We start from the raw sequence: 15,799 nt of genomic DNA, 5'->3' as shown, positions 1-15,799 counted from the left end.
CCTGTGGGAGCGGCGGTGCGACGATTCGACTTGCTCGCGAAGGCGGTGTATCAGTCGACATTAATTCTGAATGACACACCGCATTCGCGAGCAAGTCGAATCGTCGCACCGCCGCTCCCACAGGGGTTCTTTGACATACCGACACCCCGCGTTCTATCTCCTTCCTGACACTTGTTCTCATTCGCTAATTTTTCCGGTCTGCATTCGTTTTATAGGGACGACGTGCCTTTGTGCTTCCTGCCAACGATCCGGATGCTTAGAAATGAATGCTGAAGACTCCTTGAAACTTGCTCGCCGGTTTATCGGGTTGCCCCTGGAAAAGCGGCAGATGTTCCTTGCGGCCTTGCAAAAGGAAGGCGTTGATTTCGCCCGGTTCCCCATTCCTGCCGGTGTAGACGCCGAGGATCGCCAGGCGCTGTCGTACGCCCAGCAACGCATGTGGTTTCTCTGGCAGCTGGATCCACACAGCGGCGCCTACAACCTGCCCGGCGCGGTGCGTCTGACCGGGCGTTTGAACCTGCCGGCGCTGGAACAAGCCTTCGCCAGCCTGGTGGCGCGTCACGAAACCCTGCGCACGGTGTTCCAGCGCCAGGCCGACGACACCTTGCTGCAAGTGCCGGCCAGCGCGCCGCTGGTCATCGATCATGTGGATTTCAGTGCGTTGCCGGCCACGGAGCGCGAAGCGGCAGTCGCCCTCGCGGCCCAGCAGCAATCAGTCCTGCCGTTTGATCTGTCGGTCGGCCCGCTGCTGCGCGTCACCTTGCTCAAGCTCGCCGACGAAGAACACGTCCTGCTGCTGACCCTGCACCATATCGTTTCCGACGGCTGGTCGATGAACGTGCTGATCGACGAATTCATCCGCTGCTACGACGCCTTTGAGGCGGGCACGCAACCGCAACTCGCGGCGTTGCCGATCCAGTACAGCGACTACGCCTTGTGGCAACGTCGCTGGCTGGAGGCGGGCGAACAGGCGCGCCAGCTCGAATACTGGCAGGCGCAGTTGGGCGACGAACATCCAGTGCTGGAACTGCCGCTGGACCATTCGCGCCCGGCCATGCCGAGCTATCGCGGCACCCGCTATGAATTCACCGTCGACAGCCATCTGGCCGAGCAACTGCGCAGCACGGCACAGAAACACAACATCACGCTGTTCATGCTCTTGCTTGGCGCATTCAACGTGCTGCTGCATCGCTACACCGGGCAGACCGATATCCGCGTCGGCGTGCCGATCGCCAACCGCAATCGCGCCGAGACCGAAGGCCTGATCGGTTTCTTCGTCAACACCCAGGTGCTGCGCACTCAACTCAACGGCCAGACCCGGGTCGACGACTTGCTGCAAGCGATCAAGGAAACCGCCCTCGGTGCCCAGGCTCATCAGGACTTGCCGTTCGAACGTCTGGTCGATGCGCTGAAACTGGAGCGCAGTCTCAGCCACACGCCGCTGTTCCAGGTGATGTATAACCACCAGCCGCAGGTTGCGGACATGTCTTCGATTAGCACCGGCTCGGGCCTGGAGCTGGGCAGCATTGCCTGGCAAAGCCGCACCACCCAGTTCGACCTGACCCTGGATACCTGGGAGAAGGGCGGCAAACTGCACGCTGCGCTGACCTATGCGGACGACCTTTTCGACGCCGCCACCATCGAGCGGATGGCGCGCCACTGGAGCAATCTGCTGACGGCGCTGGTCGCTGACCAGCACCAGCGGATCGGTGAAATGCCGCTGCTGGAGGCGGGTGAACAGCAGGTGCTGGTGCAGGACTGGAACCGCACTCAGGCTGCTTACCCTACCGATGTCTGCATTCACGCGTTGATCGAAGCTCAGGTTCAGCGAACCCCGGAGGCGCCTGCCCTGGTGTTCGGTGCACGGACGTTGACCTATGGACAGCTCGATGCCCGCGCCAATCAACTGGCTCATCGGCTTCGGGAGCAGGGCGTGGGGCCGGATGGGCTGGTGGGCATTTGCGTCGAGCGCTCGCTGGAAATGGTTATCGGCCTGCTGGCGATTCTGAAGACCGGGGGCGCCTACGTCCCGCTGGACCCCGAATACCCGCAAGAGCGCCTGGCGTACATGATCGAAGACAGCGGCATTGCCCTGTTGCTCACTCAATCTTCACTGTTGCCAGCCTTGCCGACCGTTGCGATCAATGTCATTACCCTCGATCAGGACAGTGGCTGGCTGGATGCCTACAGCGAGCAACGTCCCGAGGTGGCGGTGGTTCCTTTGAACCTGGCGTATGTGATTTACACCTCCGGTTCCACCGGTAAACCCAAGGGTGCCGGCAACAGTCATGCAGCGTTGGTCAACCGCTTGTGCTGGATGCAGGAAGCCTACGGGCTGGACGCCAGCGACGCGGTACTGCAAAAAACCCCGTTCAGTTTCGACGTGTCGGTGTGGGAGTTTTTCTGGCCGCTGATGACCGGTGCCCGGCTGGTGGTGGCAGCGCCCGGGGCGCATCGAGAACCGGCGCGCCTGATCGAGACCATCGGCGAGTACGGCATCAGCACGTTGCACTTCGTGCCGTCGATGTTGCAGGCGTTTATCCACGAGCCGGGTGTCGAGGCCTGTGTCGGTCTCAAACGGATTGTTTGCAGTGGTGAAGCCTTGCCACTCGACGCCCAGCAACAGGTCTTCGCCAAACTTCCCCAGGCTGGGTTGTTCAACCTGTACGGCCCGACCGAAGCGGCCATCGACGTTACCCACTGGACCTGTGTCGATGAAGGTGCCGATAGCGTGCCGATCGGTCGACCGATCGGCAACCTGCGCACCCATGTACTCGATGCCGAACTGTTGCCGGTGCCCAGCGGCGTGGCCGGTGAGTTGTACCTCGGCGGTGCCGGGCTTGCGCGCAGCTACCACCGACGCCCGGGCCTGACCGCCGAGCGTTTTGTGCCGTGCCCGTTTCATGACGGTGCGCGTTTGTATCGCACGGGTGACCGGGTACGCCAACGCGCTGACGGCGTGATCGAATACCTGGGGCGTCTCGATCATCAAGTCAAGTTGCGTGGCCTGCGGATCGAACTGGGGGAAATCGAAACCCGGTTGATGCAGCATCCGCTGGTGCGTGAAGCGGTGGTGCTGGTGCAGGGCGGCAAACACCTGGTGGCGTATCTGGTGCTTGAGAGTGCCGAGCCAACCGAACAATGGCAGCAGGACGTCAAGGCCTGGCTGCTGGGAAGCCTGCCGGAATACATGGTCCCGACCTACCTGATGACCCTGGAAAAACTGCCGGTCACCGCCAACGGCAAGCTTGACCGCAAAGCCTTGCCGCAGCCGGACGCGGCGCCGCAACTGGCCTTCGTCGAACCTCAGGACGTCATGCAGAAGACGCTCGCCGCCATTTGGCAGGAGGTGCTGGGTCTTGCGCGTGTCGGCCTCGAAGACAACTTTTTCGAACTCGGCGGCGACTCGATCATTTCCATTCAAGTGGTCAGCCGGGCTCGGCAGGCCGGCATCCGCCTGAGCCCACGGGACTTGTTCCAGTACCAGAGCGTGCGCAGTCTGGCGCGGGTGGCCACGCTCGACAGCCACAGCGCTGTCGACCAGGGGCCGGTCAGTGGTGAAGCACGGCTGTTGCCGGTGCAGGCGATGTTTTTCGAACAACCGATGGTCGCGCGTGAACACTGGAACCAGTCACTGCTGTTGACGCCCCGTGAGCCGCTGAACGCGGCTTGGCTCGAGGCGGCATTGACCCACGTATTGAATCACCATGATGCCCTGCGCCTGCGGTTCAGCCACAGCGCCGATGGCTGGCAACAGGTGCACGGACCGCTGGTCGAGCGCGCAGAGCTGTGGCAGCGCGCCGCCACGTCTACCGAGCAGTTGACCGCCGCCTGCGACGAAGCGCAGCGCAGCCTGAACCTGGAGAGCGGGCCGCTGCTGCGTGCATTGCTGGTCAGCATGGCCGATGGCAGCCAGCGCTTGTCGCTGATCATTCATCACTTGGTCGTAGACGGTGTCTCCTGGCGCGTGTTGCTGGAAGACCTGCAGCAGGCCTACGAACAACTGACCGGTGCCGGCCGTGTGTCGTTGCCGGCCAAAACCAGTGCTTATCAGGCCTGGACAGAACGGCTGGCCGAGCAGGCGCAGCGGTTCGATGGGCAACTGGCGTACTGGAAGCACCAGCAAAGCCGCGCTGCCGAGCTGCCGTGCGATCGCCCCGATGGCGGTTTGCAGAATGTACATGGGCAGAAAATCGAATGGCGCCTCGGTGCCGAGCTTACGCGGCAACTGTTGCAGCAGGCGCCAATGGCCTATCGGACTCAGGTCAACGACCTGTTGCTGACGGCGCTGGCGCGCACCATTAGCCGCTGGACCGGCCAGCCGGACACGTTGATCCAACTGGAAGGCCATGGCCGCGAAGACCTGTTCGACGATGTCGATCTGACGCGTACGGTGGGCTGGTTCACCAGTCTGTTCCCGGTCAATCTGACCAGCACCGACGACCTTGATGGTTCGATCAAGACGGTCAAGGAGCAGCTGCGTGCCGTCCCTGACAAAGGCCTGGGTTATGGCGTGCTGCGTTACCTGGCGGATCCGGCAATCGGCGCGCAACTGTCGGCCCTGACGCAACCGCGCATCACGTTCAACTACCTGGGGCAGTTCGACCGCCAGTTCGACGAGAAGGCTTTGCTGGTGCCCGCGACCGAACCGGGCGGTACGGCTCAAGATGAGCAGGCGCCGCTGGCCAACTGGCTGACCGTTGAAGGTCAGGTGTATGGCGGTGAACTGGCCCTGAGCTGGGGCTTCAGCCACGAGATGTTTGAGGCCGCGACGATCCAGCGCCTGGCGGATGATTACGCCGTTCAGTTGCAAGGCTTGATTGAACACTGCTGTGCCTTGAAGGCGCCGCTCGCTACCCCGTCCGACTTCCCGTTGGCGCACATCACCCAGGCGCAACTGGATGCCTTGCCAATGGCGGCCTCGACCCTCGAGGACGTGTACCCGCTGTCTCCGATGCAGCAGGGCATGCTGTTCCATACTCTCTATGAGCCGGAAGTCGGCGCCTATATCAGCCAGTTGCGCCTGGACATCCAGGGCCTGGATCCGCAGCGATTCGCCAAGGCCTGGCAAGCGGCCCTTGATCGTCACGATATTTTGCGCAGTAGCTTCCACTGGCAGGGCCTCGATACTGCGCATCAGGTGATTGCCCGTCAGGTGACGTTGCCCCTTGAGGTGCTTGAAACGGCCGATATGGATACGTTGGCCGGCACCGAGCGTGCCCTTGGTTTCGCGCTGGATACGGCGCCGCTGTTGCGCTTGAAACTGGTGCGCACCGGCGACGATGCATGGCACCTGATCTACACCAGCCACCACATCTTGATGGACGGCTGGAGCAACGCGCAGTTGCTGGGCGAAGTGATTGAGCATTATGCCGCCGGGCAGGCATTGCCAACGCCATTGGGGCAGTACCGCGATTACCTTGGCTGGTTGCAGCAGCAATCGGCCGCCGCTGGCGAGCAATTCTGGAAAGCTGCATTGGCACCGCTGCAAGCACCAACGCTGTTGGCCGAAGCCTTGCGCCCACCGGTGGGCGGGCAGGGCAGTGAAGCCCATCGCGTTGCCCTGGACCCGCAGGCAACCCTGCGTCTGTCCGAGTTCGCGCGGCAGCAGAAAGTCACGCTCAATACCCTGTTGCAAGCGGCCTGGAGCCTGCTGCTTCAGCGTTACACCGGTCAGGATTGCGTGGCTTTTGGCGCTACGGTTGCCGGCCGTTCGGCGCCACTGCCGGGCATTGAGCAACAGCTGGGCCTGTTCATCAACACCCTGCCGCTGGTGTGTGCGATGAGCCCGGATCAGACCGTCAGTCAGTGGTTGAGCGAGCTGCAAGGGCTGAACCTGGCCCTGCGCGAGTTCGAGCATGTGCCGTTGTACGATATTCAGGGCTGGGCAGGGCAACAGGGTTCGGCGCTGTTCGACAGCCTGCTGGTGTTCGAAAACTTCCCGGTGGCTGAAGCGCTGAAACAAGGTGCTCCGGCCGGTCTGTCGTTCGCTAACCTGCACAACCATGAACGCACGCACTATCCCCTGACGCTAGGCATCGAACTGGGTGAAGGTCTGAGCCTGGAGTTCAGCTACGATGCGGCGCGTTTCAGTGCTTCGCAAGTCATTGAGCTGAGCGCCAACCTGCAGCACCTGCTCACCCAGTTGAGCACTCAGCCAAACGCCCGACTGGGCGCGTTGGAACTGCTTGACGACGCGGGTGCCCAGGCCATGCTGACGCTCTGCCAGCCGCCAGCGGTGTGCCTGCATGACTACGCGCTGGTGCACCAGCGCATTGCCGCCCAGGCGCAAGCGACTCCGGATGCGCTGGCCGTGCAGGCAGGAGAACTGACCCTGAGCTACGGCCAGTTGAACGCTCAGGCCAACCGTCTAGCACACCGCCTGCTCGCCAGCGGCGTCGGCCCCGGCCAGCGTGTCGGCCTGGCCATGCGTCGCGGCCCACAGTTGATTGTCAGCCTGCTCGCGGTCCTCAAAAGCGGCGCGGCCTATGTACCACTGGACCCGAAATACCCGGCCCAGCGACTGGCCTACATGATCGAAGACAGCCGCCTGGACCTGTTGTTGTGCGAATCCGGTCTGCTGAGCGACGTGCCGCTGCCCTCACACATCACACGCCTGAGCCTGGGTGAGCAGGCCGACGAACTGGCGGGCTACCCCGAGACGGATCCGTTGAGCCACGCGGTGGCCGAGGACCTGGCCTACGTGATCTACACCTCGGGTTCGACCGGGCTGCCCAAGGGTGTTGCCATCGCCCACGGTGCCTTGCGCGAGTTCTGCCAGAGCGCTGCCGAGTATTCGGTGCTTGACGCCAGCGATCGCGTGCTGCAGTTCGCGACATTCAGCTTCGACGGCTTTGTCGAGCAGTGCTACCCGCCGTTGTGTGTGGGCGCAGCGCTGGTCATGCGCGGTGACGATCTGTGGGATGCCACGCAACTGGCCGACGAAATCGTCCGCCGGGGTGTGACGCTCGCCGACTTGCCGGCCGCTTACTGGTATCTGCTGGCGCGCGAGTGTGCCAGTGGTGTCATCAAAACCCTCGGCGATTTGCGTCAGGTACACGTCGGTGGCGAAGCCATGTCGGTGGAAGGGCTGCGCCTTTGGCACGAGGCCGGCCTGAATCATGTGCGTTTGCTCAACACCTACGGGCCCACCGAGGCAACGGTCGTGTCCAGCGTGCATGAGTGCCGCCTGACGGATGCCAACGACAGTTTCGGTGTCCCGATTGGTCGGGCGATTCCCGGTCGCGCGTTGTACGTGCTCGACAGTGCCGGGCAATTGTTGCCTGCCGGTGGCGTCGGCGAGTTGTGCATCGGTGCACCGGCCAGCCTCGCCCAGAGTTACTTCGACCGCCCGGCACTCACCGCCGAACGCTTCCTTCCCGATCCATTTGCCCCTGAGCCGGGCGCACGGCTCTACCGCAGCGGTGACCTGGCGCGCTACAACGGCGCCGGTGATCTGGAATATGCCGGGCGCATCGACCACCAGGTGAAAATTCGCGGTTTGCGCATCGAAATGGGCGAAATCGAGGCCTGCCTGCAAGCCCGCGATCACGTCCGCGAAGCCGCCGTCATCGCCCAGGACGGTCCGACCGGTGCGCAACTGCTGGCGTACGTGGTGCCGAGTGATGCCGGGTTGCCTGACGCCGAACAGTCCGTGCAAGCGCAATGGATCGATCAACTCAAATCGGCGTTGCGCCAGGCATTGCCCGACTACATGGTGCCGGCACACCTGGTGTTGCTGTCCGCGTTGCCGCTCAACAACAACGGCAAACTCGACCGCAATGCGCTGCCCAAGGTTGACTTCACTCAGGGGCCGCACACCTGTGTGGCGCCCCAAAGCGACCTTGAAATTCAGCTGGGAAGCATCTGGGAAGCGGTGTTGCAGACCCCCTCGATTGGCCTGACCGACCACTTCTTCGAACGTGGCGGACACTCCTTGCTGGCCACCCAAGTGATTTCCCGGGTGCGTCACGAACTGAACCTCGATGTGCCGATGCGCACCCTGTTCGAACATCCGACGCTAGGGGACTTTGCCGCGTGCTGCGCAACGTTCCAGCACAGCGTAACGCTGCCGATGGTTGCGGTTGAGCGCGGCCAGCCCATGCCGTTGTCCTATGCCCAGGAACGCCAGTGGTTCCTTTGGCAACTGGAGCCGGACAGCGCCGCCTACCACGTGCCGAGCGCCTTGCGCCTGCACGGTCCGCTGGACGTCACGGCGCTGCAGCGCAGTGTCGACCGGTTGGTGGCGCGTCACGAACCGCTGCGCACCACGTTCCGTCAGGATGACGAGCACACCGTTCAGATCATTCACCCGCAGGGCTCGGTGGCCATCCACCAGCAAACCCTTGAAGCCGGCGAAGACACAATCCCGGGCTGGGTGCAGACGCAAATCCGTCAGCCATTCGATCTGACGAGCGGCCCGCTGCTGCGAATCAATTTGCTGCAGGTGGCGGCGGATGATCATGTCTTGGTGATCACCCAGCACCACATCGTTTCCGATGGCTGGTCGATGCAGGTCATGGTGCAGGAACTGGTTGAACTGTACGCCAGCGAACACGCTGGCCGGCCGCACCCCTTGACGCCATTGACCCTGCAATACGCCGATTTTGCCCAGTGGCAACGTCAATGGATGGACGCGGGCGAGCGCGAGCGACAACTGGCGTACTGGGTCGCGCAGTTGGGCGGCGAGCAGCCGGTGCTGGAGTTGCCACTGGATCACGCGCGGCCAGCGGTGCAAAGCTATCGCGGCGCACGGCTGGACCTGGCGCTGGACTCGAACCTGAGCACGCAACTGCATGACGTTGCCCGGCGCGAAGGTGTGACCTTGTTCATGCTGTTGCTGGCCTCGTTCCAGATCCTGTTGCACCGTTACAGCGGTCAAAACGATGTTCGCGTCGGCGTGCCGATTGCCAACCGCAACCGCGCTGAAACCGAGGGGTTGATCGGCTTCTTCGTCAATACCCAAGTGATGCGTGGGCAAATCGACGGCGAGCTGAGTGTGCGCGATTTGCTGGAGCAAACCCGACAAGCCGCGCTGGGTGCGCAATCCCATCAAGACCTGCCGTTCGAGCAATTGGTCGACGCCTTGGCGCCGGAGCGAAGCCTGAGTCGCAGCCCGTTGTTCCAGGTGTTGTTCAACCACCAGAGCGCCGAAGCACCGAGGGTCGGCCTGGATGATTTGCGTATCGAAAGCCTGGCGTGGGACAGCGCCACGGCGCAGTTCGACCTGACCCTGGATTCGACCGAAACCGCTGCCGGTTTGAGGGTCTCGCTGACCTACGCCACCGACTTGTTCGAAGCGTCCTCGATTGCGCGCATGGCCGGGCATTGGCAAGCATTGCTGGCCGGTATCGTGGCCGAGCCAGGCCAGCGGATCAGCGATTTGTCGATGCTGGCGCCGGCCGAGCGCCAAGTCATCCTGCACGACTGGAACGCCACGGCCACCGATTACCCGCTGAGCTCAAGCGTGCAGCAGTTGATCGAAGCCCAGGTCGTGCAAACGCCTGATGCTCCAGCACTGGTCTTTGGCGAGGAAGCCCTGAGCTACGCGCAACTCAATGCCCGCGCCAACCAGTTGGCCCACAAGCTGATCGGTTTGGGCGTCGGTGCCGAAAGCCTGGTGGGCGTCGCTGCCGAGCGTTCGCTGGAAATGGTCATCGGCCTGCTGGCGGTGCTCAAGGCCGGCGGTGCCTACGTGCCACTGGACCCGGAATACCCGCAGGATCGCTTGTGCTACATGATCGAAGACAGCGGCGTGCACTTACTGCTGACCCAGAGCCATTTGCGCGATGCGCTACCGCTGTCCGCCAGCGTGCAGACGCTGCTGCTGGATGAACCGTTGGGTGGTTATGCCCAGAGCAACCCGAACGTGGCGGTCGATGGTGAAAACCTCGCCTACGTGATCTACACCTCGGGCTCCACCGGCCAGCCAAAAGGCGCGGGCAACCGCCATTCGGCGCTGACCAACCGCTTGTGCTGGATGCAGCAAGCCTACGCTCTGGGCGCTGGCGACAGCGTGCTGCAAAAAACCCCGTTCAGCTTCGACGTCTCGGTGTGGGAGTTCTTCTGGCCGTTGATGACCGGCGCACGACTGGTCGTCGCGGCGCCGGGGGATCACCGCGATCCGGCAAAACTGGTGGCGTTGATCAACCGTGAGCAGATCAGCACGCTGCACTTTGTGCCGTCGATGTTGCAGGCCTTTGTGCAGGATATCGACGTCGCGAGCTGCACCAGCCTCAAACGCATCGTGTGCAGCGGCGAAGCCCTGCCGGCGGATGCGCAGCAGCAGGTGTTCGCCAAACTGCCGAACGCCGGCCTGTACAACCTGTACGGCCCGACCGAGGCGGCCATCGACGTCACCCACTGGACCTGCGTGGAGGAGGGCCGCGACAGCGTGCCGATCGGCCAACCGATTGCCAACCTCGGTTGCTACATCCTCGACGACAACCTGGAGCCGGTGCCAAGCGGTGTGCTGGGCGAGTTGTACCTGGCCGGTGAAGGTCTGGCGCGGGGTTACCACCAGCGGCCGGCGCTCACCGCCGAGCGGTTCGCAGTCAGCCCGTTTGGTGACGGCGAGCGGATCTACCGCACCGGCGACCTGGCCCGTTATCGCGCCGATGGTGTGATCGAATACGCCGGGCGGATCGACCATCAGGTCAAGCTGCGTGGCTTGCGCATCGAGATGGGTGAAATCGAAGCGCGGCTGCTGGAGCACGACAGCGTGCGCGAAGCCGCGGTGTCAGTGGTCGATGGCAAGCAACTGGTGGCCTACGTGGTGCTGGCCGACTACAGCGCCGATTGGCGCCCGGACCTGGTCGCGCACTTGCAACGTGGCCTGCCGGATTACATGGTGCCCAATCACTGGCTGAGCCTGGTGCAGATGCCGCTGAGCCCCAACGGCAAACTGGACCGCAAAGCCTTGCCCAAGCCTGATCTCGGCACCGGCAAGGCCGACTATGTTGCGCCGCGCAGTGAACTGGAACAGCGCATTGCCGCGGTCTGGGCCGATGTGTTGAAGCTTGAGCGGGTCGGGCTGACGGATAACTTCTTCGAACTGGGCGGCGATTCGATCATCTCTATTCAGGTGGTCGGGCGTGCGCGCCAGGCCGGGATCCAGTTCACCCCTAAAGACCTGTTCCAGCACCAGAACGTCCAGGCGCTGGCCACCGTCGCCCGCCTGGGTGTCAGCGGGTCGGTTGTTGCTCAGGGACCGGTCAGCGGCGCGACGCCATTACTGCCGTTCCAGCAGTTGTTCTTCGGCAGCGAGATTGCCGAGCGTCATCACTGGAACCAGTCGGTGCTGCTCAAGCCGGCCGAAGCCTTGAACGCACAAACTCTGGAGCAGGCCCTGCAAAGCCTGGTCGCGCATCACGATGCGTTGCGCCTGTCGTTCAATCAAACCAGCGAAGGCTGGACGGCCACCCATCGCCCGCTCGACAGCGCACACACGCTGCTGTGGCAAGGCGCTGTGACCGACGATGCGCAACTGCACGAGGCCTGCCTGCAAGCCCAGCGCAGTTTCAATCTGGCCGATGGCCCACTGGTGCGCGGCCTGTTGCTGGACCTGGCCGATGGTTCCCAGCGCTTGCTGCTGGCGGTGCATCACTTGGTGGTGGACGGCGTGTCATGGCGGATTTTGCTGGAGGATCTGCAAAGTGCCTATCAGCAGCTTTGCAACGCACAGGTGGCGAAGCTGCCGTCCAAGACCAACGCGTTCAAGCACTGGGCCGAACGCTTGCAGCAGCATGCGCCAAACCTTGAAGGCGAACTGGACCTGTGGCGCGGGCAATTGCAAGGTGCGCCGTCTGACCTGCCGTGCGACAACCCGCATGGCAGCGTGCAGAACCGCCATGCCCTGACGGTGCAGACGCGCCTTGGCCAGGACCTGACCCGGCAACTGCTGCAACAGGCCCCGGCGGCGTATCGGACGCAGGTCAACGACCTGTTGATGACGGCGCTGGCGCGGGTGATCTGTCGCTGGACCGGCCACGACTCGACGCTGATCCAGCTTGAGGGGCACGGTCGCGAAGACCTGTTCGACGACATCGACGTCACCCGCACAGTCGGTTGGTTCACCAGTGTGTTCCCGGTGCGCCTCACACCGGCCGCAAGCCTCGATGCCTCGATCAAGCAGATCAAGGAACAGCTGCGAGCGATCCCCGAAAAAGGGCTTGGCTTCGGCGTGTTGCGCTACATGGGCGATGAGGCCACGCGGCGTGCGCTCGGCGAGTTGCCGTCACCGCGCATCACCTTCAACTACCTGGGGCAGTTCGACAGTCAGTTCGATGACGCCGCGCTGTTCGTGCCGGCCAGCGAAAGTGCCGGCGAAGAGCAGAGCCCGCTGGCGCCGCTGGGCAACTGGCTGGAGCTCAATGGTCGTGTGTATGGCGGTGAGCTGAGCCTGGGCTGGACCTTCAGCCGCGAGATGTTCGATGAAGCCACCGTGCAGCGCCTGGCCGATGAATATGCCGTGGAACTGAGGGCGCTGATCGAGCATTGCAGCCAGGGTCGTCACGCCGGTATCACGTCGTCCGACGTTCCGCTGGCGGCACTGACCCAGGCGCAACTCGATGCCTTGCCGAATGCCGGAGCGGACGTCGAAGACATCTATCCGCTGTCGCCGATGCAGCAGGGTATGTTGTTCCACAGCCTTTACGAGCAAGGCTCGGGCGATTACATCAATCAGATGCGTGTCAGCGTCCAGGGCCTGGACGCCGAGCGTCTGCGCCAGGCCTGGCAGGCCGCGCTGGATAATCATTCGATCCTGCGCACCCGTTTCGTCTGGTCCACCGAGCAGGAGCAGCCGTTGCAGATCGTGCAGCGTCGGGCTGACCTGCCGTTCGTCTTGCATGACTGGCGTGATCGCTCCGACCTGATGCCTGCGCTGGACGCGCTGGCAGAAGAACAACTGCGTGAAGGCTTTGATCTGCTCCAGGCGCCACTGTTGCGCCTGGTGCTGGTGCGTACCGGCAATGACAGCCACGAGATGATCTACACCAGTCATCATATTTTGATGGATGGCTGGAGCAACTCGCAGTTGCTCGGCGAGGTGTTGCAGCGCTATGCCGGGCAGACGCCGGCCGCCACGGTGGGACATTACGCGGATTACATCGGCTGGCTGCAGCGCCAGGACGCACAGGCCAGCGAGCAGTTCTGGAAAGGGCAGTTGGCGACGCTCGATGAGCCGACGCGACTGGCCCAGGGCCGGATCGATAGCACACCGGCACTGGATGCCAGCGGCCATGATCAGCACACCCGCCTGATGGATCGCGACCAGACGCAACGCCTGAGCGAGTTTGCCCGTCAGCAGAAAGTCACCCTCAACACCTTGGTGCAAGCGGCGTGGCTGCTGTTGCTGCAACGCTATACCGGACAGGCTACGGTCGCGTTCGGCGCCACGGTCGCCGGGCGTCCGGCCGATTTGCCAGGCGTCGAACATCAGGTCGGGTTGTTCATCAACACCTTGCCGGTGATTGCCAGCCCAAGTGCCGAGCAAACGATCGGTGCCTGGTTGCAGCAAGTACAGGCGCAGAACCTGGCCTTGCGCGAGTTCGAATACACACCGCTGGCGGACATTCAGCGCTGGTCGGGCCAGCGCGGTGATGGCTTGTTCGACAGCCTGCTGGTGTTCGAGAACTACCCGGTGGCCGAGGCGCTGGCGCAAGGTGCGCCGCAAGAGTTGACGTTTGGCCCGGTGCTTAGCCAGGAGCAAACCAACTTCCCGCTGACGGTGTTGGTAGACCTGGGCGAAACCTTGTCCGTGCAGTACGCCTTTGACCTCAAACACTTCAGCCGTGGGGTCATCGAGGAGCTGGCCCGCCACCTTCAGCAATTGCTGGAGCAAATGGCCGAACTCGGCAGCCAGCGCTTGCTGGGTGACGTGCGCTTGCTTGACGAGCATGAGCGTCAAGTCATCCTGCACGACTGGAACGCCACGGCCACCGATTACCCGCTGAGTTCAAGCGTGCAGCAATTGATCGAAGCCCAGGTCCTGCAAACACCTGACGCTCCAGCGCTGGTCTTTGGCGATGAAACCCTGAGCTACGCGCAACTCAATGCCCGCGCCAACCAGTTGGCCCACAAGCTGATCGGTTTGGGCGTTGGTGCCGAAAGCCTGGTGGGCGTTGCGGCCGAGCGTTCGCTGGAAATGGTCATCGGCCTGCTGGCGGTGCTCAAGGCCGGCGGTGCCTACGTGCCACTGGACCCGGAATACCCGCAGGATCGCTTGCGCTACATGATCGAAGACAGCGGCGTGCACTTACTGCTGACCCAGAGCCATTTGCGCGACGCACTGCCGCTGTCCGCCAGCGTGCAGACGCTGCTGCTGGATGAACCGTTGGGCGGTTATGGCCAGAGCAACCCGAACGTGGCGGTTGAGGGTGAAAACCTCGCCTACGTGATCTACACCTCGGGCTCCACCGGCCAGCCGAAGGGCGCGGGCAACCGCCATTCGGCGCTGACCAACCGCCTGTGCTGGATGCAGCAAGCCTACGCTCTGGGCGCTGGCGACAGCGTGCTGCAAAAAACCCCGTTCAGTTTCGACGTCTCGGTGTGGGAGTTCTTCTGGCCGTTGATGACTGGCGCACGACTGGTCGTCGCGGCGCCGGGGGATCACCGCGATCCGGCAAAACTGGTGGCGTTGATCAACCGTGAGCAGATCAGCACGCTGCACTTTGTGCCGTCGATGTTGCAGGCCTTTGTGCAGGATATCGACGTCGCGAGCTGCACCAGCCTCAAACGCATCGTGTGCAGCGGCGAAGCCCTGCCGGCGGATGCGCAGCAGCACGTGTTCGCCAAGTTGCCGAACGCCGCGCTGTACAACCTGTACGGCCCGACCGAGGCGGCCATCGACGTCACCCACTGGACCTGCGTGGAGGAGGGCCGCGACAGCGTGCCGATCGGCCAACCGATTGCCAACCTCGGTTGCTACATCCTCGACGACAACCTGGAGCCGGTGCCAAGCGGTGTGCTGGGCGAGTTGTACCTGGCCGGTGAAGGTCTGGCGCGGGGTTACCACCAGCGTCCGGCGCTGACCGCCGAGCGGTTCGCAGTCAGCCCGTTTGGTGATGGCGAGCGGATCTACCGCACCGGCGACCTGGCCCGTTACCGCGCCGATGGCGTGATCGAATACGCCGGGCGGATCGACCATCAGGTCAAGCTGCGTGGCTTGCGCATCGAGTTAGGTGAAATCGAAGCGCGGCTGCTGGAGCACGACAGCGTGCGCGAAGCGGTGGTGGTGGCCGTGGACAATGCCGTGCTGGTCGCCTATGTCGTGCCGGTGGAAGAGGCACCGCAGCCGCAGCAGTTGATGACTGAACTCAAGGCCCACATCGGCCAGAGCCTGCCCGATTACATGGTGCCGACCCATCTGCTGCTATTGCCGCAGATGCCGCTGAGCCCCAACGGCAAGCTGGATCGCAAGGCTCTGCCAAAACCCGATGCCAGCCTGTTGCAACAGGCCTACGTGGCGCCGGTCTCGGCATTCGAAGTGCAAGTCGCCGGTATCTGGGCCGAGGTGCTCAAACTGGAGCGCGTGGGCCTGCGCGACAACTTCTTCGAACTGGGTGGGCACTCGTTGCTCGCTACGCAAGTGGTACTGCGTGTGCGTGAGCAGGCGGGGTTCGATGTACCGGTCCGCGAGATGTTCACCCGTGCCGATCTGGGCGATTTCTGCCAGGCCGTTCAAGCCCTGCAACCCGATTTGCAGCCCGTTCATGATGTTTTGGCTAAATCCTTGGAGGCCCTCAATCGTTTATCAGCAGATGAACTTGAAAAACTGATTTCCTAACGAGGACCACGG

The 15,799-nt window shown here is 63.1% G+C and carries 1 protein-coding gene; it reads left to right on the top strand.

From position 1 onward, the window contains the following. Window positions 1–262: 262 nt before the first annotated feature. Window positions 263–15,787 carry a non-ribosomal peptide synthetase gene (locus tag ACA072_RS19680; protein ID WP_497619994.1) on the top strand — a complete coding sequence of 5,175 codons (15,525 nt, stop codon included), beginning with the start codon at window positions 263–265 and terminating at the stop codon, window positions 15,785–15,787. Window positions 15,788–15,799: the final 12 nt, after the last annotated feature.

The organism is Pseudomonas sp. LBUM1656 (assembly GCF_059716065.1).
This window is presented reverse-complemented; position numbering and strand designations above follow the sequence as displayed.

What these genes read in the sequence shown, in the direction of transcription:
- ACA072_RS19680 (WP_497619994.1), top strand. Translation starts at nt 263, where the DNA reads ATGAATGCTGAAGACTCCTTGAAACTTGCTCGCCGGTTTATCGGGTTG.